The 25879-nt window shown below is 41.5% G+C and carries 36 protein-coding genes; 13 read left to right on the forward strand and 23 right to left on the reverse strand.

The window, feature by feature from the left end:
- Window positions 1–315 precede the first annotated feature (315 nt).
- The 23 genes from BCT49_RS12030 to BCT49_RS12145 all read right to left on the reverse strand — a co-directional run bounded on the left by BCT49_RS12030 (window position 316) and on the right by BCT49_RS12145 (window position 14483).
- Window positions 316–567, reverse strand: coding sequence for a hypothetical protein (locus tag BCT49_RS12030; RefSeq protein WP_016766833.1), 252 nt, complete (start codon window positions 565–567; stop codon window positions 316–318).
- Between the two features lie 103 nt (window positions 568–670).
- A complete protein-coding gene (gene radC / locus BCT49_RS12035) occupies window positions 671–1156 on the reverse strand; it encodes a RadC family protein (RefSeq protein ID WP_016799664.1) in 486 nt (161 codons plus the stop codon).
- Window positions 1157–1207: 51 nt separating this feature from the next.
- Window positions 1208–1639: a hypothetical protein gene (locus BCT49_RS12040; protein ID WP_102435416.1), complete on the reverse strand. Its 432-nt coding sequence runs from the start codon at window positions 1637–1639 to the stop codon at window positions 1208–1210.
- Window positions 1640–2744: 1105 nt separating this feature from the next.
- Window positions 2745–3458 carry a hypothetical protein gene (locus BCT49_RS26155; RefSeq protein ID WP_241908064.1) on the reverse strand — a complete coding sequence of 238 codons (714 nt, stop codon included), beginning with the start codon at window positions 3456–3458 and terminating at the stop codon, window positions 2745–2747.
- Between the two features lie 22 nt (window positions 3459–3480).
- Window positions 3481–3852 (reverse strand): hypothetical protein, encoded by a 372-nt coding sequence (locus BCT49_RS12050; RefSeq protein WP_102353091.1) that lies wholly within the window; start codon window positions 3850–3852, stop codon window positions 3481–3483.
- Window positions 3849–4313 carry a hypothetical protein gene (locus BCT49_RS12055; protein WP_102353092.1) on the reverse strand — a complete coding sequence of 155 codons (465 nt, stop codon included), beginning with the start codon at window positions 4311–4313 and terminating at the stop codon, window positions 3849–3851. The genes BCT49_RS12050 and BCT49_RS12055 overlap by 4 nt, the downstream gene beginning before the upstream one ends.
- Window positions 4300–4530 carry a hypothetical protein gene (locus BCT49_RS26160; protein WP_241904656.1) on the reverse strand — a complete coding sequence of 77 codons (231 nt, stop codon included), beginning with the start codon at window positions 4528–4530 and terminating at the stop codon, window positions 4300–4302. The genes BCT49_RS12055 and BCT49_RS26160 overlap by 14 nt, the downstream gene beginning before the upstream one ends.
- Window positions 4531–4693: 163 nt before the next feature.
- The gene (locus BCT49_RS12065; protein ID WP_102435418.1) at window positions 4694–5668 is read right to left on the reverse strand and encodes a ParB/RepB/Spo0J family partition protein; all 975 of its coding nucleotides are present in this window, start codon (window positions 5666–5668) and stop codon (window positions 4694–4696) included.
- Window positions 5665–6462, reverse strand: coding sequence for a ParA family protein (locus BCT49_RS12070; protein ID WP_016787194.1), 798 nt, complete (start codon window positions 6460–6462; stop codon window positions 5665–5667). The genes BCT49_RS12065 and BCT49_RS12070 overlap by 4 nt, the downstream gene beginning before the upstream one ends.
- Window positions 6463–6644: 182 nt before the next feature.
- A complete protein-coding gene (locus BCT49_RS12075; RefSeq protein WP_102435420.1) occupies window positions 6645–6842 on the reverse strand; it encodes a hypothetical protein in 198 nt (65 codons plus the stop codon).
- 72 nt (window positions 6843–6914) lie between these two features.
- Window positions 6915–7208, reverse strand: coding sequence for a hypothetical protein (locus BCT49_RS12080; RefSeq protein WP_102435422.1), 294 nt, complete (start codon window positions 7206–7208; stop codon window positions 6915–6917).
- 12 nt (window positions 7209–7220) lie between these two features.
- On the reverse strand, window positions 7221–7349 hold the full coding sequence (locus BCT49_RS26285; protein ID WP_277869420.1) for a hypothetical protein: 129 nt from the start codon (window positions 7347–7349) through the stop codon (window positions 7221–7223).
- A gap of 382 nt (window positions 7350–7731) precedes the next feature.
- Window positions 7732–8058, reverse strand: a complete 327-nt coding sequence (locus BCT49_RS12095) for a hypothetical protein (protein WP_102435428.1) — start codon at window positions 8056–8058, stop codon at window positions 7732–7734.
- Window positions 8059–8070: 12 nt separating this feature from the next.
- A complete protein-coding gene (locus tag BCT49_RS12100; RefSeq protein ID WP_032548257.1) occupies window positions 8071–8268 on the reverse strand; it encodes a hypothetical protein in 198 nt (65 codons plus the stop codon).
- Between the two features lie 130 nt (window positions 8269–8398).
- Window positions 8399–8734: a hypothetical protein gene (locus BCT49_RS12105; RefSeq protein WP_198595850.1), complete on the reverse strand. Its 336-nt coding sequence runs from the start codon at window positions 8732–8734 to the stop codon at window positions 8399–8401.
- A gap of 22 nt (window positions 8735–8756) precedes the next feature.
- Window positions 8757–9146, reverse strand: a complete 390-nt coding sequence (locus BCT49_RS12110; protein WP_102435430.1) for a hypothetical protein — start codon at window positions 9144–9146, stop codon at window positions 8757–8759.
- Complete coding sequence (locus tag BCT49_RS12115; RefSeq protein ID WP_102435432.1) at window positions 9146–9514, reverse strand: hypothetical protein; 369 nt, start codon at window positions 9512–9514, stop codon at window positions 9146–9148. The genes BCT49_RS12110 and BCT49_RS12115 overlap by 1 nt, the downstream gene beginning before the upstream one ends.
- A gap of 218 nt (window positions 9515–9732) precedes the next feature.
- Entirely contained in the window at window positions 9733–10038 is a 306-nt protein-coding gene (locus BCT49_RS12120; protein WP_102435434.1) for a hypothetical protein, read from the reverse strand.
- A gap of 48 nt (window positions 10039–10086) precedes the next feature.
- The gene (locus BCT49_RS12125; protein ID WP_070965044.1) at window positions 10087–10356 is read right to left on the reverse strand and encodes a DUF1640 domain-containing protein; all 270 of its coding nucleotides are present in this window, start codon (window positions 10354–10356) and stop codon (window positions 10087–10089) included.
- A gap of 76 nt (window positions 10357–10432) precedes the next feature.
- Entirely contained in the window at window positions 10433–10627 is a 195-nt protein-coding gene (locus BCT49_RS12130) for a hypothetical protein (RefSeq protein ID WP_102435436.1), read from the reverse strand.
- 69 nt (window positions 10628–10696) lie between these two features.
- Window positions 10697–11326 (reverse strand): site-specific integrase, encoded by a 630-nt coding sequence (locus tag BCT49_RS12135; RefSeq protein WP_102435438.1) that lies wholly within the window; start codon window positions 11324–11326, stop codon window positions 10697–10699.
- A 1275-nt stretch (window positions 11327–12601) separates the two neighbouring features.
- Window positions 12602–13426: a hypothetical protein gene (locus tag BCT49_RS12140; RefSeq protein WP_102435440.1), complete on the reverse strand. Its 825-nt coding sequence runs from the start codon at window positions 13424–13426 to the stop codon at window positions 12602–12604.
- A gap of 433 nt (window positions 13427–13859) precedes the next feature.
- Complete coding sequence (locus BCT49_RS12145; protein ID WP_102435442.1) at window positions 13860–14483, reverse strand: XRE family transcriptional regulator; 624 nt, start codon at window positions 14481–14483, stop codon at window positions 13860–13862.
- A gap of 159 nt (window positions 14484–14642) precedes the next feature.
- Here BCT49_RS12145 and BCT49_RS12150 point away from each other — a divergent pair, with 159 nt between their 5' ends.
- From BCT49_RS12150 to traN, 13 genes are all read left to right on the forward strand, one after another.
- Window positions 14643–14819 (forward strand): TraY domain-containing protein, encoded by a 177-nt coding sequence (locus BCT49_RS12150; protein WP_102435444.1) that lies wholly within the window; start codon window positions 14643–14645, stop codon window positions 14817–14819.
- Window positions 14820–14867: 48 nt separating this feature from the next.
- Window positions 14868–15176 (forward strand): type IV conjugative transfer system pilin TraA, encoded by a 309-nt coding sequence (traA, locus tag BCT49_RS12155; RefSeq protein WP_102435446.1) that lies wholly within the window; start codon window positions 14868–14870, stop codon window positions 15174–15176.
- 20 nt (window positions 15177–15196) lie between these two features.
- Window positions 15197–15499 (forward strand): type IV conjugative transfer system protein TraL, encoded by a 303-nt coding sequence (traL, locus tag BCT49_RS12160; RefSeq protein WP_102383342.1) that lies wholly within the window; start codon window positions 15197–15199, stop codon window positions 15497–15499.
- 9 nt (window positions 15500–15508) lie between these two features.
- Complete coding sequence (gene traE, locus BCT49_RS12165) at window positions 15509–16081, forward strand: type IV conjugative transfer system protein TraE (RefSeq protein WP_102435448.1); 573 nt, start codon at window positions 15509–15511, stop codon at window positions 16079–16081.
- The gene (traK, locus tag BCT49_RS12170) at window positions 16074–16820 is read left to right on the forward strand and encodes a type-F conjugative transfer system secretin TraK (protein ID WP_102383340.1); all 747 of its coding nucleotides are present in this window, start codon (window positions 16074–16076) and stop codon (window positions 16818–16820) included. The genes traE and traK overlap by 8 nt, the downstream gene beginning before the upstream one ends.
- Window positions 16807–18294, forward strand: a complete 1488-nt coding sequence (locus BCT49_RS12175; protein WP_102383339.1) for a TrbI/VirB10 family protein — start codon at window positions 16807–16809, stop codon at window positions 18292–18294. The genes traK and BCT49_RS12175 overlap by 14 nt, the downstream gene beginning before the upstream one ends.
- 33 nt (window positions 18295–18327) lie before the next feature.
- On the forward strand, window positions 18328–18696 hold the full coding sequence (traV, locus tag BCT49_RS12180) for a type IV conjugative transfer system lipoprotein TraV (protein ID WP_241904653.1): 369 nt from the start codon (window positions 18328–18330) through the stop codon (window positions 18694–18696).
- A 1-nt stretch (window position 18697) separates the two neighbouring features.
- A complete protein-coding gene (gene traC, locus BCT49_RS12185; protein WP_102435450.1) occupies window positions 18698–21274 on the forward strand; it encodes a type IV secretion system protein TraC in 2577 nt (858 codons plus the stop codon).
- Entirely contained in the window at window positions 21271–21627 is a 357-nt protein-coding gene (trbI, locus tag BCT49_RS12190) for a type-F conjugative transfer system protein TrbI (protein ID WP_102435452.1), read from the forward strand. The genes traC and trbI overlap by 4 nt, the downstream gene beginning before the upstream one ends.
- A complete protein-coding gene (gene traW / locus BCT49_RS12195; protein WP_102435455.1) occupies window positions 21624–22286 on the forward strand; it encodes a type-F conjugative transfer system protein TraW in 663 nt (220 codons plus the stop codon). Before trbI ends, traW begins: the two co-directional genes overlap by 4 nt.
- A 2-nt stretch (window positions 22287–22288) precedes the next feature.
- Window positions 22289–23299 (forward strand): conjugal transfer pilus assembly protein TraU, encoded by a 1011-nt coding sequence (traU, locus tag BCT49_RS12200; RefSeq protein ID WP_102435457.1) that lies wholly within the window; start codon window positions 22289–22291, stop codon window positions 23297–23299.
- A 150-nt stretch (window positions 23300–23449) separates the two neighbouring features.
- Complete coding sequence (trbC, locus tag BCT49_RS12205) at window positions 23450–24142, forward strand: type-F conjugative transfer system pilin assembly protein TrbC (protein WP_102435459.1); 693 nt, start codon at window positions 23450–23452, stop codon at window positions 24140–24142.
- Entirely contained in the window at window positions 24142–25878 is a 1737-nt protein-coding gene (gene traN, locus BCT49_RS12210; protein WP_102435461.1) for a type-F conjugative transfer system mating-pair stabilization protein TraN, read from the forward strand. The genes trbC and traN overlap by 1 nt, the downstream gene beginning before the upstream one ends.
- Window position 25879: the final 1 nt, after the last annotated feature.

Consider the following 25879-nt stretch of genomic DNA (forward strand, 5'->3'; position numbering starts at 1 on the left):
TGCCCGAAGGGTAACGCCCAATCGAAGCCCTTACCATGACACTGTGCTTCAAATCAGCCTTAAACCGTCATAATAAAAAAGCCGCCTATCAAGCCCTATAAGGCATAAATCCACAAAGTGGCACCATGACAAAGCAATATAATCAAGCACAGAGCAAATGGGCGTACTGTGGTACTGAGAGCCGGTTTGACGACCGCTTGCGGTCGAGCCTTTGGCTCAACCTCTTTTAGCGCAGAAACCCAAACGTACACAGCAATCACAAGGAAAAAAAAATGCCTCTAGGATAAGAGGCATTTCAGAAAACATATTTGAACATTAAACGTTGATATGACTACCAACCCAAAACGCGGCACCGGCTACCGTCGCAATCATCGCGAAGGCTGTTGCAATAATGAGGTTTTTAAGGGAACTCACTTCATTACGAACCCCCAGGACCTCATTCCGAACCGCTTCGATCTTCTGATCGAGTTCTTTACGCGTATCATTTAACTGCTCTTGAGTGGCAGCATGAGCGGTTAGGTTGATCAGCTCTTCAACGCTTAATGTGACTTTGCTTGATTCAGACATAATAGAAACCTTATTTAATTGTCTTTAGTTTACTGCATTACGTTACCGAAGTCATTCACGCCAGAATAGGCGTGAATGAGAGACATTTTTCACTAACTAATGGTTATATCCAACCACGCTCCGCAAACGACACCACATCTTCAAAAGACACCACGAAGTGATCGAGTACTCGAATATCAACCAAGGCTAACGCGTCGGTCAGTCGTCGAGTAATACGTCGATCGGCTTGGCTGGGTGTGGCATCACCGCTGGGATGGTTATGATAAAAAATGACCGCGCTTGCATTTGTGGCCAGTGACTCCTTGACCACTTCACGCGGGTAAACGGATGCGGCGTCAATGGTGCCGTTAAACATCTCTTTTGTGCGTAAAACTCGATGCTGACTATCAAGAAAGATCACCCCAAACACTTCGCTTTCATTGGAGGCGAGTGAAGTCTGACAAAATGACTTCACCAATTCAGGGGAGTTGAGTGGCGTCTGCTCTGACACAAACAACTTAGATTTTAAAATGCTCGCGGCATGGTTCAAGATATCTTTTTCTTCTACAGAGAAAAGGCTGTGATTAGAGTAGTTAGCAAGTACAGACATAATAGATCCCTTTTAATATTTAAAGTCGTGATGGGCGGCGCTCAGTCCGTGTTATTGGCCATACAAGCTAGTCAGAAGGTCTTTCGCTATTTCTTGATGCTTAGCGGTCGTTTCAACGTTTCTCTCTTCTTTTTTCGCGTAGGCATAATCTTCTCGCATCTGTTTCACAGTCGTCACTCGGTCACATACGCTAATGCTCACCCCTTTTCCTTTCTGGCTTTCCTCCAAGATCAAAGAATCGGTATAACCAAACTCCTTAAGTAAAATCTCATGCACTTTGACCGCTCGAACGCTCGAATTAAAGTCAGTGGAATTCACCCAGATAAGTCCTTTTGAAACCGTAGCTGAAACAGTCGAACGAACTGCACGTTCAACGATCGGACTAGAGATATCATTTTTTGGTGAGCTTTCGTGCCCAGCGGCGAAACGCTGGTCGCTGAACATCAATTTAGAGAGAGTTGGGCTTGAATGTCGTTGTGCCATGAGGAGTTTCCTTTCTGTTTGAGTATCACTTTTATGGAGCCGCTTGGCTGTCCCTACCTCAAACAGGGTTCTTCTCTGCAGGGGCGCGAAGCGTTCATTTACCCTTGCAGAGAAGGTTCTGATTTAGGAGGGTTAACAGCCTGCGAGCCCCATAAAATGATGCGAGTCGAAAGGAAAATCGGCACATAAGGCAACAAGCCCTTACTCGAACTTAATGGATGTCAGTGAAAGGAGTGAGGAGGCACGACAAGCGGCAACGAGGAAGAATGACGAGGCGCAGGCGTTCAGGATTGCAGCGATATCCTTTTAGATAGGGACTGTAGAGAGGCACATTCTGGGGCGGCACGCAGTGACTCATCAGGGTGATGCCACTCTTAGGCCATAGGTGAAAGATACAAGCGAAAAGCCTTGCCCGAAGGGTAACGCCCAAGGCAGGGCTTAATTGTTCTAGGGAGAGACTAACTCTCCTATCCCCCAAGATCATTCATATCCTTTAAACTAGCTCTTTATTTTCATCCTGGGACGATGAACCATCAACTAATTCAATGATTTTCTACAACTCATCGCTCTTAATCGAACCGTTATAATTGGCCTATACCATAGCGAGTACCATTTGATAAAGCACATCAGTTCTTAATGTGCCGGCACGGCTACCAGACTATTCATATCGTTTACACATTTCCATATCAACGCTTTTACTGGCATTGAATCGAACTTGGATAGGAAAATCATTCATGATTAGCATCAACATTGATGTATTCAGCTAAACATTTAGCAATTTCGCCGTAAACACTCGTCCGGTAAGAAATCACCAAAATACGTTGTAGTCATATATCGATACTAACTCTGAAGAATAGACACATAATCCTTCCATACCCGCGTAAGGTTTGTGCTAGTCCAATTTTGCATGCAAAAGTCACAATGCGAAATTGAAAGTCACTCTCCACGCGTCCAATGACCTTTGAGTTAGGCCTAACAGAAGTATTCTCATACTCTCTAAATTAATCATGAGCAATTTTGCATGCAAAATCGAGTGTCGCTTTAAAGCTCTTTGAGTTTGATAGAAAAGAACGTTAAAAGAAGTAAAGAAGGGATATCGCTCAAATCAATCTTGAACAATCTTAAATTCAGATCGTTTAACTTTTGCATCAATGGCCCGATTATATTTTTCAAGACGCTCTATTTGCCCCTTGTATCTTTCATCGACTGTACCTACAAAAGCCGCATCGAGCTTTGAAGTCAGATCAGCTAGTCTCGCTTCAGGTTTATTTATTAACTCTCCAGAATACGTCCAGGCACCGAGAACCCAAGTAATCACACGTTCTTCTAGCTCTCGTTTAAGAGTATCAACATTGTAATCTCTCATTCGTCGAAAATGCTCTTCATCATGAGTTACCACACCACTGGAATCCTCAACATCTAAATCGTTGAAACTAAGCGTGTAACCGATTCGTAAGTCATTCAACATACATAATAGGTAGAAGTGATTTCTAGAAAAAGTCGTGAGAGGGTACGAGCCTGAGCCTTTAATGTATGCAATAGAAAGCTTCTTAGCTAAAGCCTGTCTAGCGTCTTTAGCTCGTTTTCTTTCTTGCTCGTCTCTAAGTCGTTTCTCTTTAAGGTGAGTGAATTTATATTTAACACTATCCAGGGCTTCTCTAGCTTTTTCGATAGCTTCAACTTCTTCATCACTAAACAGCGACTTAGTATTTCGGTCTCCTAAAAGCTCCTTAGCTAAACCATTACTTAAACGCGTGAGCGCGGTTTGCTTTTTCTTGGCCTTATCTGAATCCCAATATTTAAATAGTTCTTCATCCATAATAAATCCCTTGAATCTGTACTTATCTGAAAACGCTTAACCCTTTTGTAGACATACGCCAAAAAATCTTTGCCGTATTTCTTTGATAGTTATCACCAATAACAACCTGGCCATCTTTGTCCAACACTCTGCGCTCAATAAAACCCGCATCGAGTAGGAGATAGAGCACCTTATGAGAGTTACTAAGACTCGGTACATTCAGTAGTTGTTCTTTAAGCGAATTAGCCTCATAGAAACAGGTTTCATCATCTGATTTCAATCGTTCAACCTTGCCATTATCCAAGTCTAGATGACAAAGATTCATGATCGTTAAAAGCTGAAAGCAAAGCGATTGTCTAGGCAATTGAGAGAGCTCATGTAAGTGCTTAATTCTTTGTTCATATGAAAAACTCATGACGGATTCTCTTGTTTTTGTTTTTTGATGTCATTCACTGCATTGACGCAAACCTTAAGCCACTGAAAACCTAATTCACCTTCTAGGTTAGCAGGGAGGCTTTGACTCAGAGCCTCATAACTTGGTGTATCACCACCAAACTCACGAACGTAAAAGGCCAACATTACAAACCATTCACTGTTTTTCGTAGGAGTCCAGTTTCTAGCCATAAGGCAATAGTATGCAGATTTAGCGATCCATTGGGGAAGGTGCTTATATTTTTGAGGTTGGTAAACACGATTGCGCAACCAATCCGCGCTCATTGATTCTTTATCAGTGAGCGATTTGGATTTAGCCATTTCAAACAGCATACGAGCGCTAAGTTCGCGGTCTTCGCGTTGCTCTTCAACGGTGTTAAAAAACGCCACAACTAATGTACGGTATTCATCTTTAAGAGTTTCATTGTAGTTATTCGTATTCATCTGAGTTCTCTTTTTGTGCTTGCTTGGCAAGTTCTAACCACTCGCCTAATAACGCTTTCCAACTTTCACTGATTGGGTAGTCATTCAAGAGGAGAAAGCGAGCTGCAATAGCTTTTTCAATATCAGTATTTGGCAACCAATCAAGTTCAATCAACAAATCAAAAGTGGCCCTACAAGCCCATTGAGGAGCACGACTTTCAATAACCCAAGCTTTCATTACTTCACCTGGGGGTGGGGGCCTATGAGCAACATAGGCCCGTTCAACCGCTCTAGTCGTTATTTGTTCAATGGCTTGAGTAGCACTGCCTTCAAAGTTTAGTGAGTACAACTTAATTAGGTTGGCTCGATGTGTATTCACGACTCGAGCCAGCTTCTTTTTATTAGTGGCCATGTTCTATCAAGTGATACCCAATCACTGAGATATCTCTGGCTGGTACAGTCAATTTCCCTGGACTAGCATCAAGTACAATAACGATTTGGCCACTTTCAGCTTGGCCATTGAGATCAATGAAGCCTTGCTCCCCCTCAAACGATATTCTTATTCCATTATTTTGCGGGGTAGGGGTAGCACCAGATACTTTCGTTTGAGTGACTTCATTTAAAGGCGCCTCATTCGTAACTTCTTGATGTTCAGGGGAGGGTTGTTCTTCATCAACTGGTTTTGATTTAGCCTCTTTCTTAGAAGCCTTTAAGCTTTTTACGAGCTCTTTAGCTTCTTTACGTGAAACAGGGGATTCAAGAAGTTTCTTTGTTTCTGCCTCACTGAGTTCTCCTGCAATACGTAGAGAGTTGACGGTATCAACATCACGGATAATGCCATTGTGATAAGCAAGCTCAATATAAGGAGGGCATTGAGCCGCCTTTCGAAAAGCGCTAATACGAGATTCAGACAAGCTCACAACATTGGCTAGATCTTTGTTCTCAACAATCCCTTGCTCTTCCATTATCAGCTCTAAAGCGCGGCCCGTTTCAAAAGGAGTAAGGTCGTTTCTATGAAGGTTTTCTGATAGTTGCGCTAACACGGTTCCCGCGTCACGCACCAAACATTCTACGTGAGTAATTTTGTCACTCAGGTTGGCCGCTCTCCAACGACGCTCACCCACTTGTATTTTGTAGCCACGAATATCTTTGTGAGTCACAACGATGGGTTGAAGCTGGCCGATATCGTCCATGTTTTTAGACAGTTCGGCAATGTACTCTTCATCAAAGAATTTGCGTACCTGTTCAGATGAATAGATGTCCTCTTTAGGGATCAGAACAACGCTCTCACCAGGCTTTACTTCGTTGATCTCTTCATCGAGCAACGATTTGGACTTGTTTTTCATTAAGGCTTTAAAGTCTTTTTTATTACTCATGACAACGCCTCCGCTTTCAACTCAAACTCTTGCATCAAAGCATCGATATTGATGTATTCAGCTTTCTTCGCGTCATACTCAATAATGCTTTGCTTGAACGCTGAGGCTTCTGAAACTCTAGTTGTATGGATCACCTGAGTCTTGAATACCAGGTCGCCATAATCCTCAGATAACTTAGTAGCGAAGTAATCTTGCAATTGAGTTGGGACTTTTTTCACCATGTTTAGGTACATACCTAATACAGATACATCCAAACCATAAGTGTTTTTGATACGCGCTACAGACTTAAGAATTTTCGATACACCTTGAAAACTGTCTTCTTCTGCTGTGGTAGGAATTAATAAACCATCACACGCGATAAGGGCCGAGTATTGCAGGTTTCCAACAGAAGGGGCGGTATCGATAAATACGTAGTCGTATTGTTCAGACAATTTATTGATGTTGTCAGCAAAGAAGCCAATTTCATCGTTTGTACAGTTGTTAAGACTGCTGATGTTGAAAGTAGCACCAAAGATATGAAGATTAGAATTGAGTTCGACAGGCTTACCATAGAACTCTTCATCGAAGAATGAAATGACATTAGCCTCACCGACTTTTCGAGTGATAGAGGCGGGTTTCGCTTTACTCTCATCATCTTGATCAAAATACTTATCCGTCAAATTACATTGCGGGTCCATATCTACAACCAACACTTTTTTATTGCGCACATGAGAAAAGTAGTAAGCTAAATTCACAACAGAAGTCGTTTTACCGACTCCACCTTTTTCATTACCGATTGCGACGATTTTACCCATTGTATTACTCCTTTGAGACTGGCGTTAACGCCTGATTACAAGGTTCATACTACGGATAACGACATAAAAAGTCAATAAGAAAAAACAGGATTTTGCATGCAAAAGTGAACGGTTATAATTTATACACAATTTCAGGGGATAACTAGCGGATAACTGCTTGCTTTCTGGTATATCTTACTAAATCAACATTCTCGTTCTTGTTTAACTTTTTTCTCTTTTAGTTTGGCCAGGGTAATTCTTGAGAGATACCTACCAACCAACACAACGAAAATCAGGCTCGGTATCCCTACCATTGCTCCATAGTTATGAAAAAGGTCGACAAGACCAAACCAAACTAACGTAACAATCCCAACTAAAGCCAAAAATTTTAATACAGGCATAGATTTCTCCACTAATCGATTACTGGTAATGCACTAATTTTATTCAATAAGTCTAAATCATCATTAGAAAAATCATTCATCTAATTGAAAACCTAATGCCTTAGCGACCTCACTTGGTTTTAAGGCGACCACCAGGTATTGACCACTAATTAAATTGATTCTGGTGTGGTCTAGTACTTGCGTATTCGTTATACCCATAGCATTGCACTTTTGTGTATAAGAAAATAACCCCAACTGCACACAATGAACATTACCTTCGCTGTCTTTTATCGCTCTTACATTTTCAGGTTTTAAATTGTTAGTTGCTAATAAACTTATGGCTTTGGCCAACTCTGTAGTTTCAACTGTAACCGTCTGATTAAACATCGATTTTTCCTCTTAGTTTTGCTGTTCACAGAAAACAACACTGACAGCGTTTAGGTATTCTTCTGGTGATACGTTAATAAGTAGTACCGCTTCAAAGTCATCACCTCGAACGTAGCACTTTTCATGTACGTCATGGCGCATGTTTTGAGGATAGTCATTGCGGTACTTAGTAAAGACCCCGCTAACCTTTTGACGGCCAAGACCGAACGCTTTAGAAACGTCTACAGACGTAATGCGACCATCTTTAGATAGTTTGGCGTCAATGAACTTGTAAACGTCTTAGTGTTCTATCGTGATACTTCATTGTTGCCGCACCAATAGACAATGTGCTGACAACAAAGAAAGCAAACCAACGATAATTTAGATATTTGGACACTGCCGACCAAGCATCAGTTGGGACTGGTGCTGTCCATGCGTAAATAAAGCTAACGACACCACTTAGGCCAAGAACTACAGTGAGAATAATCCCTAACTTGATTTTCCAATCAAAGAAGTAAAAAACAAATTTTCCCCCTGAGAGTCGTTAAACCGTTTTTAAGTGACTTTCTTTTGGCTTGTCGCTTACTGTTGCGTGTCCAAAAGTCGTCATGTAAGGAACGCCACACTTATCAAGCAAGTGCCTTGTGACGGGCTTTTTATCTTGAGTATAAGGAGTCTCTAAGAATCCATTATCTTCCGACCAAAAAGCACAAGATACGGGATGAAGAAAATCCATATTCACTTCACCATCTGGATAGACAATGAACTCTAGTTGCCACCCTGTCGGCATTTCAGGCCAAACGTAGTCAGGGCTAACAACTTCTTTTAAACGTTGGGATACAATCTCAACTGTTAGAATTTCTTGGTTCATCTATTTTCCCTCTTAATTGCGATTTTTGTAGACTTGCCATGCTTGAACTGCAATTAGCAACCAAGCAACAGGTAAAACCCCGTAGCTCAAAAACAAATCAACATACTTACCACCCTCAGTATCGAAAAAACCCGTCATATACAGATAGGTGACAATAGATAGCGTTCCGCTTTGGCATACAAAGATGAATGCAGCATGCTTGCGAGTCACAAACTCCCCTCATTACTTAAATGGTGAATAAAACAAAGTGCTATCTTTATAACCTGCAAACCAAAGCACGAACAAAAACGCTAATAGAGCCAATCCAGACAAATATATAATTCTTTTCACGATTTTCCCTCTACGCTTCGTTATCTTGCTTTAAGTCGAACTTGAACGCTGCATTGCTAGCCACTGATTCACCAATAGACGCATCTTTCAATTGAGATACGTCAGACTTAACAAATTGCTCTCGCTTGTATGCTTGCGATAGCTCTAACTCAAGCTGCCAAGTGGGATGATTTTCATCGTCCGAAAATTCGTGATCTAGTGACTTACTAACCCACTCCCAAACGCTACCAATTTCATCATTGGTCAAATCGTCGCTATCAGATTCATTAAGAGTTTCGATAGCTAGCTCAATATCCCTTTGGGATTTAAAAGGCGTCAAACGCTCTAAAAGTGCCGCACGTTTCATGTTTTCAATTTCCCCCATTAAGCTAATAACATGATATGTATGCGTTATTAGGCACAGAATTACCGTAAACGCGACATAGTATTTCTTTCTGACATATCAAGAACATTTCCACGTTCTTCGCGTTATATTCAAAGCCTTCTGATTTGTTATGGACATCAACAAACAACATTTTCACAGAAACATTGCGCTCGGACTGAACCGCTTGAATAGCTGATTCTGCGCATGATTGTTCCGGTAGATCATCATTAACATTCGACACGCCTATATAAACACCATCGAAACTGTCTGTTTGCCATTTTTTAGCCGCTAACTGTTGTGCCTCTTCGCTTTTACACCAGTCATTAAATGCTAGACGTTCGGCCTCTTCGCTTTTAAGCCACTCTTCATGCCAATTTTCATTTGATTGGTGCATCAAAGTCCCTCTTCTAACTTTTGCATCATCGGGCTATCAAGATTATCAAGATCGTTAACTGATAAGTGTTCTGATAACAAAGGGTGCTCGCTTAGGGCGAAAAAATCATCTTCTATAAGCGTTACCGAAAATGTAATTTCTGGCATGTATTCTTTTTCACTGATAACCAGAGAATAATCACCAAACGCTGCTAGTTTTCTTAAAGATAAGCGCGTGAAAGTTGCGCCAATCTGTATGGCTTTAAACGAAACCACCACACGGCTTAAATCATTTAAAACTGACACTAAAACGGGCATTTCTTCACCTGTAATTTCATCTATTGCCGATACAGTGAAGTTTGTAAGTTGGCCTAACTCTTTGACTTCCATATTTTCCCTCTGGTTAACCTTTAATTGGTGTATCTTCGAAATCACTGTGACTTTTACAAGTCGGGCAGTATGGAATCCGATACTCGATGACAGGAGTTCCGCAGCGCTTACATTTAAACGCTACTGGCTCGTTAGTATCTTCTAAACAGTCGTGACACTTGCCGCCAGTAACAGCGAAATTGCCACAATTTGTGCTGCATTGAGTCATATTTTCCCCATTAAAGAGTTTTTGGGATGTTGTTAGCATCCATAAACGAACTGACCTTGCTTACCAAGTCGGTTGCACTTGGTTCAGCTTCTAACGTTTTGAGTAGTTCATTCACATTAGAAATGCAGTCTGAATCGACAGTTACTATTTGCTTACCAGCATTAGAAATATGTGTACCGCAAGCGGTCTGTAATTGAAGCTCAACTAAGGAATCGACCATAGCCAAACCAAACTCTTTAGCTACTATTTCAGTCGTTGTCGCGTTTGCGCTCGATGCAACCAACATACAACCCATTGTTATAATTAACTTTTTCATAACGCTGTATATTCCCTCTCTGAGAGTCGCCCCGTAGGGCGACTATGGTTAGCCTAAGAAGATGTATTTAAGGGCTGCGATAAGTACCGCCACGCCAACACCGAACATGAATTTTTTAATCCATGACAAGTCTGTTTTGATTTCGCTTAAGTCAGCTTTTAAGTCCTTGTGAAGCACTTCAAGATCACTTTTAGTTGCTGCCTCATTGCCATACATTTCACCGAAAAGGTTTACCATTTCTTCGGCTTGCTTTTCATTCATACCCGCGCTTTGTAAACGCTTGATTGCCTTATGTGTATCTAGTGGAATTGCGGTCATTTCGTAACCCTCATTGATTAACCTATGACTTTATTATGTGCGTATACCGCTCACAAGTCAATAAATAAATGTGCGATTACTGCACACTTTTTTGTTCTTGTCGGTGTTTAATACCTTCAATAATTAGCTCTACGGCTGTGCGTCTAGTTCGCCACCAATCATAAAAAGTTCGACGGGGAACATTCGCCATGTCTGCCACTTCTTTAGCGTCAAGCCCTACGCTCTGACGGCAATAAGCGGAAAAGGCTTCTTTCTCTGTGGTTTGTGTCATTACTTCCTCAATGCGCGTATGTCACTCATAATTAGTTAAAGTGTGCGTTATCTGCACATAAAAATCAATTTAAAACGCCATATTAGCAATCGCTAACATGCTAGCCGTATCCGTATCGATCAGTCTGAGTGTGGTATCTAGTGTTTTGTTGCCTAGCATCAAGTGAATAGTTGGTGTATCAACGCCTTGCCGTTTCAAGCGTACTGCAAACGTCCTTCGCCCCGAAAGAATACTGGGGCGCTCAATTCCACTATCAGCTAATATCCGTTTGATGTGGTTGTTTAGAGCGTTACAGTGAAACGTAACGTTACCTGAGTCGGTTTCCCTGCGTTTAATCTTGAAATAAGCCCCGTTAGCCCTTTTGAAAAACGGTTCATCTGGATCATGGCCATTGTATAAATCAGGGTGATCACCATCCTGCATTCGCTTATCGAGATACGTTTTAATTAGATTTTGTAACTTCACATTAGACAAATAGAAATCGCGTTCAACGTCTCCCTTAATTGCAAAGCATTTCGTTAACTGTCCACTTTTAGTAAGTATGTCCTTTACCTGAACCCTGCATAACTCAAGGGTAGTCATACCCGAACCCAACCAAAAACCAAACAGACAAGCATTAAGATCTGGCTCAGGCGTTTGTGAGATCACTTTAAAAATCCAAGATCGGTCTTTATCTTCGATTAATGTTGGTAAAGCCATGTATGCAAATCCTATTAATAAAAAGAATAAACATACACGTTAACAAGATTGAAAGCTGAAAACAGTGATCAGGCTGTTGAATTGATTAGCATTGGGGGAAAACGGATAAAGCATAAGATGTGGTGTAACCGGTTCGTGCAAAAGCCACTAGATATAGTGGTGGTAAATTTTTGCCAAAAGTTTACCAATGCTCAACACAACAACCACCTTCATGAATAGTTTAATGAGTCCTTGTTTACGTATGGTTCATGCTGGCTGCTATATGCTTGCATGTAGAGTCAGTATGAAGCCGACAGAGCGAAGCGGCGTCAGTATCACTAATATAGAGAAAACTGATCATTTTGAGGATTAAGATCAAAAAACTAGGCGAAACAAAATCGACTTACAAATCATTAACATTTGGTGAAATTATGTAATTAACTTTCAGAATGCTTTTAGGGGGTAAAGTGAAAGAAGAGGGTAGGTTTTTATCTCTTTTCTCGATTTTGCAAGTGAAGCTTGCAAAAGTTGTACTAAAGTAGCCTATTTAACATATTGTACATAACACGCCTATAAAATTAGGGGTCATAAATGGACTTAAGACTTTGAAACGATCACTAATGCTTAAGAAAAAATAAGCCTTAGCCCTGCTAGAATCTGTAATGTGTTGTTGGTTGAATAATACTCGAGCTTTTTGTGGCCGTTCCACTAAATCAAGAGTATATGTGAGATAGCTTCCTGTCGTATGACAAAAGAAAGTAACAGCGCAGCCAGCTATTTTGTTGAACTTATTATGATTACTGACTCTGTGCTGGCTGTGGGGCCCGTCAAAAGCTTTCTTTGTTCTTTTTTGGTTTGATGATATCGAATGCTTTTGATGGGAGGTACTTCTAGTCTTTTACTTGGATCGATCAATCTAACGTGGGTGATAGGGCTGACGCCGCTTCGCTCTGTCGGCTTCATACTGACTCTACATGCAAGCATATAGCAGCCAGCATGAACCTTAATTTCTAATATTCATCTATATATTCATTTATATATTTATTTAACTACGAAGTTCTCATAACCGCAGTAGCCTTTACATCCGTATTTTTGACCTACTTTCTATCGGTAACTTATTGCACTACCTTTTATAAAAAAACGCAATTTCTCTACTTAACCCACTTTTCCCAGGTTAAAAACAACAGAAGAGGACAGCTAAATCTTAGATTTACATTGATTTAGCCGCTAATTTGATGGATATCTATAGAACAGGCGTGAGTCAGCCTCCGCCGTTAAGCGGATACACACTGTTATTTAATGGGGAGAGGGTTGTGGCTCGTGCTTTGAAGTCGTGAATAAACTTGAAACAAAAGATGCCGTTTGGTTTAACTTAGACGCATTAAAGATCTCTTGTAGACCCGAAGCTATCGTTCGGAAGCTCAACCATTCAAAACGTAAGCCTTTTTGCTCCATACGCTTACGAGAAGCAATAATAAGCTCACAAATATTGCTGTAACTCACAACCTTTAAGTCTTTAAAGAAAGTCGCTGAGAATTGTTTATAGGAAGCAGCACTTCGTACTGTTCCCTCTTCAGCATCCACACAGACATTAATACGTTCAGTCGCCAGGTAAGAAGCCCTTTGTAAGTATCTAATCACTTTGGCAAAAGATTTAGGTGAAATAAACTCCCCAAAACGCAAAGCGTAATCTTCTTGTAACTGGTCGTAACTAATGGGCTTCAAGCCAGCCTCAGTCGGTTGACCAACTCGCCCCCCAATAAGGTCCGCATTAGTCAAGATACATGCTAGCCCTTTGGCGATTAATGTTCGGCATTGGATATTATTAATTGCAGCGCCACCCCAAGCAAACAAACCAGGGAAACGTTGAGGGTTATCAATGAACTCTTCACAGCCCTTTAAGATAAAAGCGTATTCATGGGGAAGATCAACCCACTCACCAGAACGTAGTAAACGGCGTTTAGAAAAACCAAAGCAAAAGTTAGAGTTGGTTTCCTGTTCCCGGTTGACAATATCATGATGAAGCGCGATAAGCTCATGCTTACGAGCTTTACGTTTCGCACGATACTCTTTGTCGTATTGAGATTTAGTTAGTGGGGGATTTTGCTCAGATAATTGCATAACACACCCCAACAGAACGCAAGCACTCGTACAGTGAAACAGGTTCACTGGCATAGTAATAGCTTGGACTGAGAGTATGTATAGATAGATCGCACCTAGAGCGCGAGAATTGTAGTTGATTCATAATCTGATTCCAGAGAGTTTTGAGGTTATTTGGATTGAGAAGCCAAACAATGAAATATCAATTTACACAAGATCTACTGAAAGATCAAACTTCTAAATTTAAGGCACAAAAAAGCCGTCTACTCTCTGGGGTAAGACGGCTTTTTTGCGAATGCTATGTAGTTAGGTTCTCACACCTGACACATTCTAATTCTTGAAAAATACACTACATAGAAAACTATGTAGTAATGTGCTATGTAATGCACTTTCGCTCCAAGAACATAAAGACATTTTAAGCTGTTCCTACTCATTTTTCAAATAAAGTTTTACTTTAAAATTTATTAATACTGTATAGTACGCGGCCAATAATACAAGATTGGCTAAACTCTTTATGTGACACTTTTTCATCCGCATATTCTGGATTTAAACTTTTTATAATTAAGCCACTCACACTATGCTCAAAGCGCTTTACTCTTAACACATCATCGGTTTTATAAACATATATCTTACCATCTATGATTTTAGTATCTGAAGTGTCTACAAATACCACACCATTATCGGATATCGCAGGTTCCATTGAATCACCATGTATACGAAGCGCAATAGTGTGTTTCGCTATATCTTCTGGCGGAATAGGAATCAAATGACCACTTATCATTAAAATATCAGAATGACCATTGTAGTAGCCAACACCGGCACTACAATGAATCTCTTCATAGAATGGCACTTCAAATAAGTCATCATCATTTGTGTTTTTTGCGCCATTAATTAACCACTCATAACTTTCCTTGAAAACCTCACACAACTCTATCAATCTTTTTTGAGAGGGTAAATTAACATCATTTTCCCATTGATTTACAGCTGATTGACTAACCCCTAAACGCAGAGCTAACTCTTTCTTAGATATACCTAAATTATTTTCTCTAGCTTTTTTTATCCTATGTCCTAATGACATCAACTCTTACCTACATTTGTATTCACTTCCTTAATTTTCCTACCTATTGAAAAAAGTAAGAGTTTAAATCTCAATATCCCACTTTAAATTTAAAGTTAAACTTTACATGTATGTATAGAATAGCTAGCATATGTGAACTCACATCAACTAAGTGCACATATGAAAACAGGCACATCCGTCAATATTGTGCTCGCCGAAGAACACAACAAAATGCTTGAACGCTCAAAAAAAGAGAGCGGTAGAACTAAACGTAAGGAAGCGGCTAAAAGGCTTGCTGACCATTTAGAGCGCTTTGGAGAGCGATGGGAGAAACCTATCGATGAACCCAAAGCGTAATTTTAGGTGTTAACCGATCCAAATTGTGGATCTAAAAAAGGAAACGTCATGTTAAACAAACGAACGGCTATTACTCAGCAATGGAAGAAACACACAAGCAAGGCGCTAGTGCTTACATCACTTGTCGTCCTATCAACCCAACCAACATTAGCCGCAGATCTGTTTGCGGCAGGAAAAACCACCATCAAAGAAACGGCTGGTGATGGTTCAGCAGTGGAAAACGCCATCTTAGCGGCGGGGGCTATCGGGGCCGCAGCAGGTGGTTTCATGAGTCGTAACTGGCTAGGTGCAGTCGGAGGCTTCGCTGGCGGTATGATTTTTTGGGAAGTCGTAAAGCCTTTAGTCGGACTCGCTTAAAACAAAGAGAGATGATGAGCATGAATAATGAACCCCTTTTTTACTCTATCCCTAAACACCTCAACCATGGCAAGCGCATGATGGGACTACCTAGAGATGAAGTGCTACCGGCATTGCTACTTTTTTTGCTGTTCTTTTTTGCGAAGCATCAAGCAATAGGATTGGCTTTTGCCATTGCGTGGTTCTTAGGATTGCGATCCATCAAAGTTCAATATGGAGAAAACATCATCGCTCTTGCCAGTTATTGGTGGGGGAGTCGAGTTGTAAGTCAACAGATTTTCAAGAGTACTCCCCCTTCACAAAAACGCTACTGGCTATTTTAAGGAACGAACATGGAACTGCATCACGAAAAAAATCTAATAGCTCTTAGTAAGTTGTTGAACGTTCTATTGCTTGTCGGTTTTGTTGTTATGGCCACAGTGAGCATTGTTTTAGGGTTAGCTCTCAATCGCACCATGAATCACCAAGAACGAACTTTAGTACCGCCGACAATATCTCAAGCTTTTACTATTTCAGGGGCGAGCGTTGACGCACCCTACTTGCAAATGATGGGGGAGTACTTTCTCTTCCTTAAACTCAATGTCACACCCGCGAATGTTTCTCGTCAATATGGCCGTCTACTCGACTATGTACCGCCTGAAAAATGGGCTGGTATCCAACCATTATTGCTTACTGACGCAACTCAAATACAAAAGAGCAATATCAGCAGCCGCTTTGACCCGCTTCCAGGTCAAACGCATGTTTCCCTTGAATCCATGCAAATAAAGCAAAAAGGACAGCTCATCAAAACGGTAGGTGACAGAGAACTTCCAGCAGAAGAAGTAACCTATATCGTGCAAATGGCGTACGACAACGGTTTGTTAGAACTGCATGGCATCATGAAAGAGGGTCAACCCAATGACTAAGTTATTTATAGTTTTACTTTCTACGCTCTTCATTGTTCAGCCAGCATTGGCCAACAAAGATAATGTGCCTAAAGCATCATTTACATTTAACGATGGCGACACCATCCCGATCCAATTGTCTTCAATCAACATTAACCGATTGATTGTAAAATCAGACAAAATCGCAAACATGACTTGCCCTAGAGGCTTTTGTACTACAACAGGCAACCAAAAAGATAAAACTGGCTCGATTTCAGTCAAAATCAATATCGCTTTACCGTTTACAGCGCATATCACGACCACCAAAGGTAGACTTTTTGCCTTGTTCATTACTCCAAAAGCTACGCCAGCTATTGTCACAGAATTTGTCTCTTCTCAGCGTTATTCCGATGAAAAATCGGTATTTCAGCGAAATTTTGATTATCCAACAGCTATTGCCGCTTTTAGTAAATCAATGATGCAATGGCGAAGCACTAAAGGGCCAATTTCTGGCTTTAGCATCCATCACGTTGACCCTGAAACCTTACCTAAAGATAAAAGTTCACTACCCGTTATCCCGCAAGTGATATTTGTGGGAAAGGACTATTCAGGCATCATCTATGTAGTAACTAACAGATCTAGCAAAACAATCACTCTTACAACCGCTCAGTTCTACAGTTACGCAGCTAGAAGTGCAGCACTAGATAAGTTTGATCTCAAGCCTAACGAATCGACACATTTATACGTTGTCACTGGTGGAGGCGCTAATGATATTAGATAACTTGAGAAAGAAACTATTTCGTGATGCTCAAGGTGAATTTGAGCAGGGTGGGGAAGTCAATGAACAAACCCAAAACCGCAATAAAAACATCACGATCATCTCCTTCATTTTGCTCGCGCTTGCCGCGTTTGCTGTGTATAGAGCAACAAGACCAGACACATCTAACAATGCTGTTGAAACGGCTCCACCTGTGGAATTTGGCACAATTGTAGAACCTGATTTTACTGAAAAAGACAACCAATCAGCACTGTCTTTACAACAAAACTCTTTGTCTAATTTAGAAAAAAAATTAGAAGAAACAATGTCTCTATTGACGTCTTTATCTGACGAAACAGAAAGAAAGATAGAGAAAGCTAAAATCGAGACGCAGAGATTGGTCGAACAAGAGGTTCGTAAGGAAAGCCAAGAAACTGAGGAACGTCTAAAAAATAGAATTAAAGAATTGGAAGCGCAATCAATGACGGGGGCGCCTCAAGCCAACCCAAACGAACAATACGGTTCAACGGTCAATACACCAACCACTTTTGGTGCTAGAACACTACCGCCAAGACCAACAGCCTATTCTAACGACAATCCAGACATCGAAGAAATGCAATATAAAGGCCCAGAACAAGCGGCTTTTGCTAACGATGCTTTTGATAGCCACGATTTTCATTGGGAAGAGACAGAAAGCGAACGCGACCGAAAAACAACCGAGAACTACGTACCAACAGGCACCTTTGTTACCGCTGTGGTAACAGGAGGAGCTGACGCAAATGCTGGCGTGTTAGGTCAGGGAGACACGACTCCTGTGGTATTTCAAACCGTCAACAAAGGCGTTTTACCTAACGGAAAAAAATCGCACCTCAACGACTGTACGATCACAGCATCCGCTTATGGTGAGATTTCATCGAGTCGTGGCATCGTACGCACCAATCGCATGAGCTGTATTTTAGAGAATAATGAAATTTTAGACCTTCCAATTAAAGGGACAGCCTTTAACTTCGGTCGTAATGGTATTCGTGGTACCACTATTTTGAAAAATGGAAAAATTGTCCAAATGGCCGGTATCGCGGGGATTTTAACGGGATTAGGTGAAACTGGACAAGCTCTATCTCAAACCACCTCTACATCAGCACTTGGTTCAACACAAAGTATCAACAGTGAAGATGCTCTAGTTAACCTACTCGGAAACGCCACCTCTAGTGTTGGCAGTAAGCTTGCTGATTACTACATAAAACTTGCTGAATTGTATCACCCTATTGTTGAAATCAATCCTGGGGCCGTCGTCAATATCGTTTTTCTCGAGGGTTTCCCACTCGACCCTGTAAAAGCAGAAGAGTACGAACAGCAATTATCAGAAGAAGCCATGCAATCGACAAACTCTAATCAAATCTTAGACATCATTACAAACACACCACTCAATCCGTTGGCCAAAGACATGACACAACAAGGGATTGCAGTTCCTCCTACTCCATTTGGTTTAAAACAATAAGGAAAGACAATGAAAGTCATACTTATAGTTACAATGTCACTTATTCTATCAGGTTGCGCCGCTGGCTTAGGAGAAGATTATAGCTGTACAAAAGTCGGGGGGGTTTCTGGTTGTACATCTATGGATGAAGTACGCAATAACTTACATAGCTATACCACACAACAGGGTTCAGGAGTCACCGGAAACTTAATCTCAGCATCAACGTTACCAAGTAGCTTTCTTGACTTACCAAGAAGAGATAAACACGGCACACCGTCCCGCACTGACGATGTTGTTAAGAAGGTCACTATCTTCCCATTTGTCGATGTGCAAGGAAACTATATCGACACTACCGATATTTACATCATTTTAGATGATAGCCGCTGGACAGGCCGTCCTGCGCCTTCAATTTGGAGGGATTAAGATGTTTTCCAATACAGCAGACCGTTGGAAGAAAGGGACTTTAGGCGCTTTTTTTCAAGATGCAAGAAAGCACCAAAATCACTTTCACAGTGAGTTACCTTATCGCACTTATGATAGCAAACAAGAACTTTTCCAGAACAAGCAATCTCATGGGTTAGGTTTTAAATTAGCAGTCCTTGGTGGTGCGAACGACGAGCTTATTCAATCTTTGAATAAGCTCATTTGCGAGTTTCCACAAGGCGACAAGTGGGACTATCAACTCAGTTTGTTTGGTCACAACAAGGTTGCACATTACATTGAAGCCAATGCGGAAATATTGGCTCGTCGAGGTGGCATTTGCGAAAGGCTGGCAAGGCAAGAAAGCGAGTACGCTCAATTTGCAGCGACAGAAGGATTTTTTCATAAACAACGCCATCACTTTGACCTGAGAGATTATGAAGCGTATTTCTTCATTTCGACCAGTACAAAAGATGATGAGGCTTTAGTTGAAATAAGAGATTCCGTTGAGACAACCTTACATCAATTAGGCATTCAAACCATTCGAATGACACCCGAGCTGTTCATCACCTACATCGGTGATATCACTAACTTTGACCGCCAACAAGATCGTCCAATTCAACGAGATTACAACCCATTTGATCCAATTAATCAGCAAGTGTTATCGCCAGACACAGAACTGATGGTTAACCGCAGCTTCATCGATACACGACACACGAATCACTTTGGTCGAGATATCCATACTCAAATAGTAGGGTTAGGGCTTTCACGTTTACCCGCCGATTATCGTCTTTATGCTCTACCGGAATGTTTCGCTTCAATTCGAAATATTGCTCGTCATCTAACATGCCCTCATCTATTAACACTTAACTTTAGACAAGAAGTTAACGGTAAGGTTGAACACGACAACAACAAAAAAATCAATGACCTGACAAAAACTGTCGGTTCTAAATTGGCACTAATCATGCCAACCGCCGCTGACGAATTGGAAGAAAGAAAGCAAATACAAAAGGGACTTAGTGATAAAGAGTTTACGTTAACATCAATGGTACTCGGCCTAACCCTTTTTACTGATGATGAAAACCGTCGACGTGATACACAAGCAGCAAAGGAAGCTTTTTCAGCAACCAGTCTCGACTTGATCCCACAACACATGTTGCAAGCTCAGAGCTTCTTGTGCTCGCTGCCGTTTATGATGAGTGAGGGGTTTTGGAAAGATTGTTTAGTGGCAGGGCGCGTTCGTACATTGAAGAGTTCAAATGCCGTCAATTTCTTTCCTATGGTACTGGACTTTAAGACGTTAAGTGGTGGCTTACTGTTACCAACGATGCGCGGTCAAATATCCTTCTTTGACCCCTTCAACTGTGGCAGTGATAACAAAAACATAGCTCTCACAGGCGGCTCAGGTGCGGGGAAAAGTTTCTTTGTCGAAAATCTCGCAAAAGCGGTATACGCCAAAGGCGGTAAAGTTTGGATTATCGATAAAGGCGCTAGTTATAAAAAACTCACTTTGATGTTAGGGGGAGCGTACCTTGATCACAAAAGCATTTTCCTTAACCCATTCACTCACTTAGGGCAATTTTCTCAAGCTCAAGCCTTTGCTGATGAGGACGGCGAAAACGTTGACCCAATGAAAGAAGCGCTCAGTAACATCACTGCGTTATTTGCCACCATCGCATCACCCTACCAAGAGTTAGACAACTACCAATTGGCGATATTAGGAGATGCCATTGTTCGCGCTTGGGATCGTAAGAAAACCAAAACCTTAGTCGATGATGTGCAGAAAGCCTTATTTGAAATGGCCGATGAGTACGATAACGACCGACGTATCAAAGACATTGGCGTTCAGCTTAATAAGTACTGCACAAACGGAATTTATGGCGACACCTTTAATAAGCCGTCCATGCTCGACCCCAACACTGATATTACTACGCTTGAACTCGACGGGTTCAACGAAGATGTGTTACGCCCTGTTATCTTTGCATTAATCGTTTCGATAAATCAGCAAATGTATTTATCGGGATCTCGTTCAACAGAAAAGATGTGCATCATTGAAGAGGCATGGAGCTTGCTCAGCGGCGCTAATGCTCAAGCAAAAATGTTCATTAATACTGGATACCGCACCGCCCGTAAATTTGGAGGGTCTTTTACTACCGTTACGCAAGGCATCATTGACTTTTTTGCTAATGCCGAAGCAAAAGCAAGTTACGACAACTCTGATATTCATATGACACTAAGACAAGGGGAAGGGTTTGATAAGTTCTTAGCCGATCATCCAGAAGCATTCAGCCCCATAGAACAAAGCGTCATCAAAAGCTTTCCTCGAGCCAGCGAAGCTGGATACAGCTGTATTCGTATCAAAGCCGGTGGACACATTTCTTATCACCGCATTTTTTCCGACCCATTCTCACGAGCTTGTTTAAGCACAGAGCCTCATGAATATGAGTTTTGTGAAAAGCTAATGGATGAAGGAATGCCTTTAATGGACGCAATCGAAGTCACAGCAGAACACTTCTACGGTCAAGACATAAAAGTATTTGAAGCTGCATTGAAAGAAAAAAGAGAAGGAAAAACAGCATGATACGATTATTCCCATTGGTTGCACTGACTCTTAGTATCTCGATTCTGGTATCACTCAGTACTTTTTTTATATTAAGCACCACACACACTCAAAAACTCGTTAGCTTTGACGTTAAAAGTACGATTGATGCATACCATCAAAGCCTGATTCAAAAAGAAATAAGCCTAGAAGCACAAACGCAGAGATTGAGTCAATTTGTTGAAATAATGAATGACGAAGTTGGCCAATATCAACAAGAGAATAATGCAGTTGTGCTGATCAGCGCTGCCGTTGTTGATGGCACCATCGATATCACTCCTCATATCCAACAAGCGATCATTGATCGCTATAAAGATAATGAGGTAAGCCAATGAAAATCATATTCATACTATTGTGCTTAACCCTTAGCGTAACCATCAATGCTAAAGATTTAGGTCGTATCGGGCCTACATTTCCAATAGGTGAAGTGGATATGCTGACCTGGATTGAAAATCGTCTGAAAGGGTTTGAAGCCTCTGGACGATTAGACGATATGAAAAAGGAATTTTCAGAAAAGGTTAGGCAAAGTGTTGAAACACCAAAGCCTGTAGACATATCAACCACTCTTTCACCGCATGTGTTTTATGTAGATCCGAGTTTGACAGTACCTCAAGACCTAGTCGATCCAACAACAGGAAAAATTTTTGCGAAAGCTGGCACAACAATCAACCCATTCGACCCTAAAACATGGCCGATGGGTAGCCAGTACCCGAAGTTTGAATATAAAAAAGCGTTAGTTTTCTTTAATGCTCAAGACCCTCAGCAATTAGCGTGGGCGAAGAATTTCGCCTCAACAAAGCCTATCAAATGGGTATTAACCGGCGGCAGCCCAAATCAAGTAGCACAAACCCTAGACTCACGTATCTATTTTGATCAACAAGGATTGTTGATCACAAAGCTTCACATTAAGCACGTTCCAAGTGTGGTCGAGCAATCCGGTATTCATTGGAAGGTCACTGAGTTCGATGTAAGTCAAATTGAGCCGGAGAAGTAACCATGAATCGCCTTCTTTCATTATTCAGTCTTATTCTCTTGAGCCTTAGTATGAGCGCTCAAGTCAATGCAGCGTCAGCCGCTTGCTCATCACGATTTATCAACCCTATCAGTGATATTTGTTGGAGTTGTATGTTTCCGATGACTGTAGGTTCAGTACCGCTAATTCCGTCCAGCTATCCAGACACATCAAACCCATCGATGCCAATTTCTTATTGTCCCAAACCACCCCCTATTTTTGTACAAATTGGACTAAACATTGGCTATTGGGAACCTTACGCATTAACAGACGTTACACGCGTCCCTTATTGCATGGTTAACATGGGAATGGAGCTCGGCGGTGCAAACATGCAACGTATTGGGGGGAGAACAACTGCGCGTGATAATGACAGCAGTGATGGCGGTTTTTATCATGCTCATTGGTATAAGTACCCACTTATTTATTGGCTGCAAATCATTCAATCGACTGCTTGTATGGCTACTGATGTGTTCGACATCGCGTATCTAACAGAAATAGATCCGCTTTGGGACGACGACGAACTTTCCTTTATTTTAAACCCAGAAGCAATTCTGTTTGGGAACCCCATAGCACAACTAGCCTGTATCCCCGAAGCCATAGCCACAACAAGTAACCACGCTCTACCATTTGACGCACTTTTTTGGTGTTTAGGATCACAAGGAAGTGCCTACCCCTTAACAGGCACAACCAATTATAGAGATACACCGATCCAAGCAGGAACGCTAATTATGGAAAGGTTGAATTACAAGTTGCACCGTCAGGGCATCGTTTGGGAAACGAGTGGTGAAGACGGAGCAATTTGCTACCAATACCCAACGCCAATTCTACCTAAATCCCGCTATCGCTATCAGATGAGCGCCCCAATCCCAGATGCTGGATGGTGCCACCCCTATACAACCACAACGGCAATTTGGGAGATGGGGCATGATAACCCAACAACGGGGGACAACTTTGGTTTTGTGCAGTGGCGTAAACGTAATTGCGTCTTTTTGTAATAGACAAATATTCGGATGACCGCTGGCTAGGCCATCCTCAAATATAAAATTTAAGCTCGCTTTTCGTTGCGATAACGGGCGTAGCCCTTGTTGAACGAAAAGGAGCACCACTCAAAGAGTGGATAGGCTTATTCTCAAAGGATAACAATAATGAAAATTACTATTTTATTACTCACACTTTGGAGCACTTATTCTTTTGCTTCAATTGGTTACACAGAAGAAGAGTTGAAATCATTATCAAACCTAGAGCTTAATGTAAAAGAGCAAGGGATAGACTCTACATCTCAACATGCTATCCAAACTCAACAAGCGAAAAGCATTCAGTTTCAAGAGCAAATACGCGCCGATGCTGCTCACTGGCAAGAAAAGCTTGATCCCCGATATCTTAAAGGGGCTGTTGATATTCCACAGCCAACGGAAAACCCTAATGCGGCCCCGACCGGCATGATGATATTTGTCTCTCTTACCATGCCGAAGCCAGCATTAAAGGCATTACTGAAACAAAGTGAAGCGTGGCAAGTGCCTTTAGTTATTCGAGGTGTGCTACCTCAAGGCTTTGCAGCAACGGCAAAAAAAATCAAATCACTTATCCAAGAGCCAGGTAAACCACCGATTCAAAGCGGCTTTGCGATTTCACCGGAATGGTTTAGAACATTCAATGTTACGGAAGTACCAACATTTGTTGTCGTTAAACCAGGTAAATGTCTTCCTAAACAACCTTGCACTGAAAGCGATTATGATCGAGTAAAAGGCAATGTCTCCTTTAATGACGCAATAAGTTTTTTACAAGAAGGTGACGCCAAAAGCGTGGTAAATGCTTTGCTAACAAGAGGGCAACGATAATGTTCTCTTGCCGCCTTCCTATTATTATCCTTCTTCTTTGGATACACGGCGTTCAAGCCGCAAACCAAGAACAGCAATATAATAATAATGTTTCTTGGGCTCAAAGTGCGCAACAAAATATTCCGAACAAAGCCAACGGCGCTCTAACTATCGAAGATTTATGCGCCGATGCTCAATGTGTAAATCAAGTTAATAATCCACCTCAAAAGTCCTTAAATGACGCAGCAATCGAAAGCCAAAAGACCAGTGAGTATTATTCAAACGATAAAGCCGGTGCGATTCAAGAAAGTTTCGACAAAGGCAGACCTGACATTAAAAATGATCCCGCGTTTGAGTTTGCTCTTCTTGGCCAAGAGAATGCTTATGACATAACACATGGCATTTCTAACGAATATGTAGATTGTGACAGTGGTACTCAATGCATCACAGAGTACATCCCTAAACTATGCAGAAAACCAACCAATAGTTCAGTTCCTTGCACTAAAACACCAACATTTACCGCCAGCCTTTCCCCTGTCATTTACAGTTGCCCATCAGGTTGGACTCGGCAAGGTTACAATTGCAAGCGTACGATAAAGCAATGCCGATATAACGGCTCGAACGCTGTCACCCAATCAGGCGGTAACAGTAATTGCTCTTCAAATAGGACTACTTATATATGGGACGGAAAATATGTAACGCCAAATCAAGGATTTACCAAAGGAGCCTTGAAAAGTTCTTCGAGTTGGGGAGCCTGTAAGGGATCAAACTGGAGCAAAAGTTACGAGATTTGCGGTCCTGTTCAGGAGACCATAAAAGCTTCATTAAGCTGCTCAAGTGGATTCACCCTCTCTGGTGGTAACTGCATTAAAAACTCGGTCACATGGCAAACACAATGCACTCTATTAAAGGAGTGTAAAGTAATGTCTCAAACTTGCATTGAAGGGCGTGCTACTCGCACTATCAATGGTATTCCTACCACGCTTAACTGCTGGAAATATCAGGTCAACCACATCTGTGACCGACCTGATACCTGCGCTTCATTACCAACTAACTGCACGACTACATCAAGCGCATGCACCCTGATGCAAAATGGCGTTTGCATCGAACAAGAATTAAAAAAATCGTGTCCTGAGCAAAACTGTAGCGCTACTAACCTCATTTGTGGAGAAACCTCTTTCTGTCTTGACGGGGATTGCTATGGCGAAATGCCAACTCAAAATTCAGAGTTCGACGAATCTGCTGCTGCGCTCGCTGGTTTAAATGCTGCGGGGGAATCCCTAGGGAATCCACCAACAATGTTTACTGGTAAAGCAATGAAATGTACTGACGGTGTTTTCGGGTTCGCCGACTGCTGCAAAGACGGAGGGTGGGGAACCGACCTAGGACTTGCACAATGCAATGAAGATGAAAAGGCGCTCGGTCAAGCAAAAGAGAAGAAACTCACTATTAGTTTAGGCTCTTATTGCGCAAGCAAGGTATTAGGAGCTTGTACCCGTAAAAAGAAAACCTACTGCGTCTACGACAGCAAAATGGCACGCATCATTCAAGAGCAAGGTAATAAAAACCAATTAGGTAGCAACTTTGGTTCGGCAAAAAATCCAATATGCGACCCAATAACCCCAGAGCAGTTACAAAGCATTAATTTCGAACATATTGATTTCACTGATTTCTATGAAGATATGCATGCGGATATGGATCTGCCTAATACAGATGAGATCAAAAATCGTCTAGAAAGCTCGTTAAAACAGGATTAGC

This window comes from Vibrio lentus (assembly GCF_002875945.1).
GTDB lineage: Bacteria > Pseudomonadota > Gammaproteobacteria > Enterobacterales > Vibrionaceae > Vibrio > Vibrio apostichopi.

Excerpts from the sequence above, each read along its gene's own strand:
- BCT49_RS12030 (WP_016766833.1), bottom strand. The coding sequence starts at position 567 with ATGTCTGAATCAAGCAAAGTCACATTAAGCGTTGAAGAGCTGATCAAC.
- radC (WP_016799664.1), bottom strand. The coding sequence starts at position 1,156 with ATGTCTGTACTTGCTAACTACTCTAATCACAGCCTTTTCTCTGTAGAA.
- BCT49_RS12040 (WP_102435416.1), bottom strand. The coding sequence starts at position 1,639 with ATGGCACAACGACATTCAAGCCCAACTCTCTCTAAATTGATGTTCAGC.
- BCT49_RS26155 (WP_241908064.1), bottom strand. The coding sequence starts at position 3,458 with ATGGATGAAGAACTATTTAAATATTGGGATTCAGATAAGGCCAAGAAA.
- BCT49_RS12050 (WP_102353091.1), bottom strand. The coding sequence starts at position 3,852 with ATGAGTTTTTCATATGAACAAAGAATTAAGCACTTACATGAGCTCTCT.
- BCT49_RS12055 (WP_102353092.1), bottom strand. The coding sequence starts at position 4,313 with ATGAATACGAATAACTACAATGAAACTCTTAAAGATGAATACCGTACA.
- BCT49_RS26160 (WP_241904656.1), bottom strand. The coding sequence starts at position 4,530 with ATGAAAGCTTGGGTTATTGAAAGTCGTGCTCCTCAATGGGCTTGTAGG.
- BCT49_RS12065 (WP_102435418.1), bottom strand. The coding sequence starts at position 5,668 with ATGAGTAATAAAAAAGACTTTAAAGCCTTAATGAAAAACAAGTCCAAA.
- BCT49_RS12070 (WP_016787194.1), bottom strand. The coding sequence starts at position 6,462 with ATGGGTAAAATCGTCGCAATCGGTAATGAAAAAGGTGGAGTCGGTAAA.
- BCT49_RS12075 (WP_102435420.1), bottom strand. The coding sequence starts at position 6,842 with ATGCCTGTATTAAAATTTTTGGCTTTAGTTGGGATTGTTACGTTAGTT.
- BCT49_RS12080 (WP_102435422.1), bottom strand. The coding sequence starts at position 7,208 with ATGTTTAATCAGACGGTTACAGTTGAAACTACAGAGTTGGCCAAAGCC.
- BCT49_RS26285 (WP_277869420.1), bottom strand. The coding sequence starts at position 7,349 with ATGCGCCATGACGTACATGAAAAGTGCTACGTTCGAGGTGATGACTTT.
- BCT49_RS12095 (WP_102435428.1), bottom strand. The coding sequence starts at position 8,058 with ATGAACCAAGAAATTCTAACAGTTGAGATTGTATCCCAACGTTTAAAA.
- BCT49_RS12105 (WP_198595850.1), bottom strand. The coding sequence starts at position 8,734 with ATGAAACGTGCGGCACTTTTAGAGCGTTTGACGCCTTTTAAATCCCAA.
- BCT49_RS12110 (WP_102435430.1), bottom strand. The coding sequence starts at position 9,146 with ATGCACCAATCAAATGAAAATTGGCATGAAGAGTGGCTTAAAAGCGAA.
- BCT49_RS12115 (WP_102435432.1), bottom strand. The coding sequence starts at position 9,514 with ATGGAAGTCAAAGAGTTAGGCCAACTTACAAACTTCACTGTATCGGCA.
- BCT49_RS12120 (WP_102435434.1), bottom strand. The coding sequence starts at position 10,038 with ATGAAAAAGTTAATTATAACAATGGGTTGTATGTTGGTTGCATCGAGC.
- BCT49_RS12125 (WP_070965044.1), bottom strand. The coding sequence starts at position 10,356 with ATGACCGCAATTCCACTAGATACACATAAGGCAATCAAGCGTTTACAA.
- BCT49_RS12130 (WP_102435436.1), bottom strand. The coding sequence starts at position 10,627 with ATGACACAAACCACAGAGAAAGAAGCCTTTTCCGCTTATTGCCGTCAG.
- BCT49_RS12135 (WP_102435438.1), bottom strand. The coding sequence starts at position 11,326 with ATGGCTTTACCAACATTAATCGAAGATAAAGACCGATCTTGGATTTTT.
- BCT49_RS12140 (WP_102435440.1), bottom strand. The coding sequence starts at position 13,426 with ATGCAATTATCTGAGCAAAATCCCCCACTAACTAAATCTCAATACGAC.
- BCT49_RS12145 (WP_102435442.1), bottom strand. The coding sequence starts at position 14,483 with ATGTCATTAGGACATAGGATAAAAAAAGCTAGAGAAAATAATTTAGGT.
- BCT49_RS12150 (WP_102435444.1), top strand. The coding sequence starts at position 14,643 with ATGAAAACAGGCACATCCGTCAATATTGTGCTCGCCGAAGAACACAAC.
- traA (WP_102435446.1), top strand. The coding sequence starts at position 14,868 with ATGTTAAACAAACGAACGGCTATTACTCAGCAATGGAAGAAACACACA.
- traL (WP_102383342.1), top strand. The coding sequence starts at position 15,197 with ATGAATAATGAACCCCTTTTTTACTCTATCCCTAAACACCTCAACCAT.
- traE (WP_102435448.1), top strand. The coding sequence starts at position 15,509 with ATGGAACTGCATCACGAAAAAAATCTAATAGCTCTTAGTAAGTTGTTG.
- traK (WP_102383340.1), top strand. The coding sequence starts at position 16,074 with ATGACTAAGTTATTTATAGTTTTACTTTCTACGCTCTTCATTGTTCAG.
- BCT49_RS12175 (WP_102383339.1), top strand. The coding sequence starts at position 16,807 with ATGATATTAGATAACTTGAGAAAGAAACTATTTCGTGATGCTCAAGGT.
- traV (WP_241904653.1), top strand. The coding sequence starts at position 18,328 with ATGTCACTTATTCTATCAGGTTGCGCCGCTGGCTTAGGAGAAGATTAT.
- traC (WP_102435450.1), top strand. The coding sequence starts at position 18,698 with ATGTTTTCCAATACAGCAGACCGTTGGAAGAAAGGGACTTTAGGCGCT.
- trbI (WP_102435452.1), top strand. The coding sequence starts at position 21,271 with ATGATACGATTATTCCCATTGGTTGCACTGACTCTTAGTATCTCGATT.
- traW (WP_102435455.1), top strand. The coding sequence starts at position 21,624 with ATGAAAATCATATTCATACTATTGTGCTTAACCCTTAGCGTAACCATC.
- traU (WP_102435457.1), top strand. The coding sequence starts at position 22,289 with ATGAATCGCCTTCTTTCATTATTCAGTCTTATTCTCTTGAGCCTTAGT.
- trbC (WP_102435459.1), top strand. The coding sequence starts at position 23,450 with ATGAAAATTACTATTTTATTACTCACACTTTGGAGCACTTATTCTTTT.
- traN (WP_102435461.1), top strand. The coding sequence starts at position 24,142 with ATGTTCTCTTGCCGCCTTCCTATTATTATCCTTCTTCTTTGGATACAC.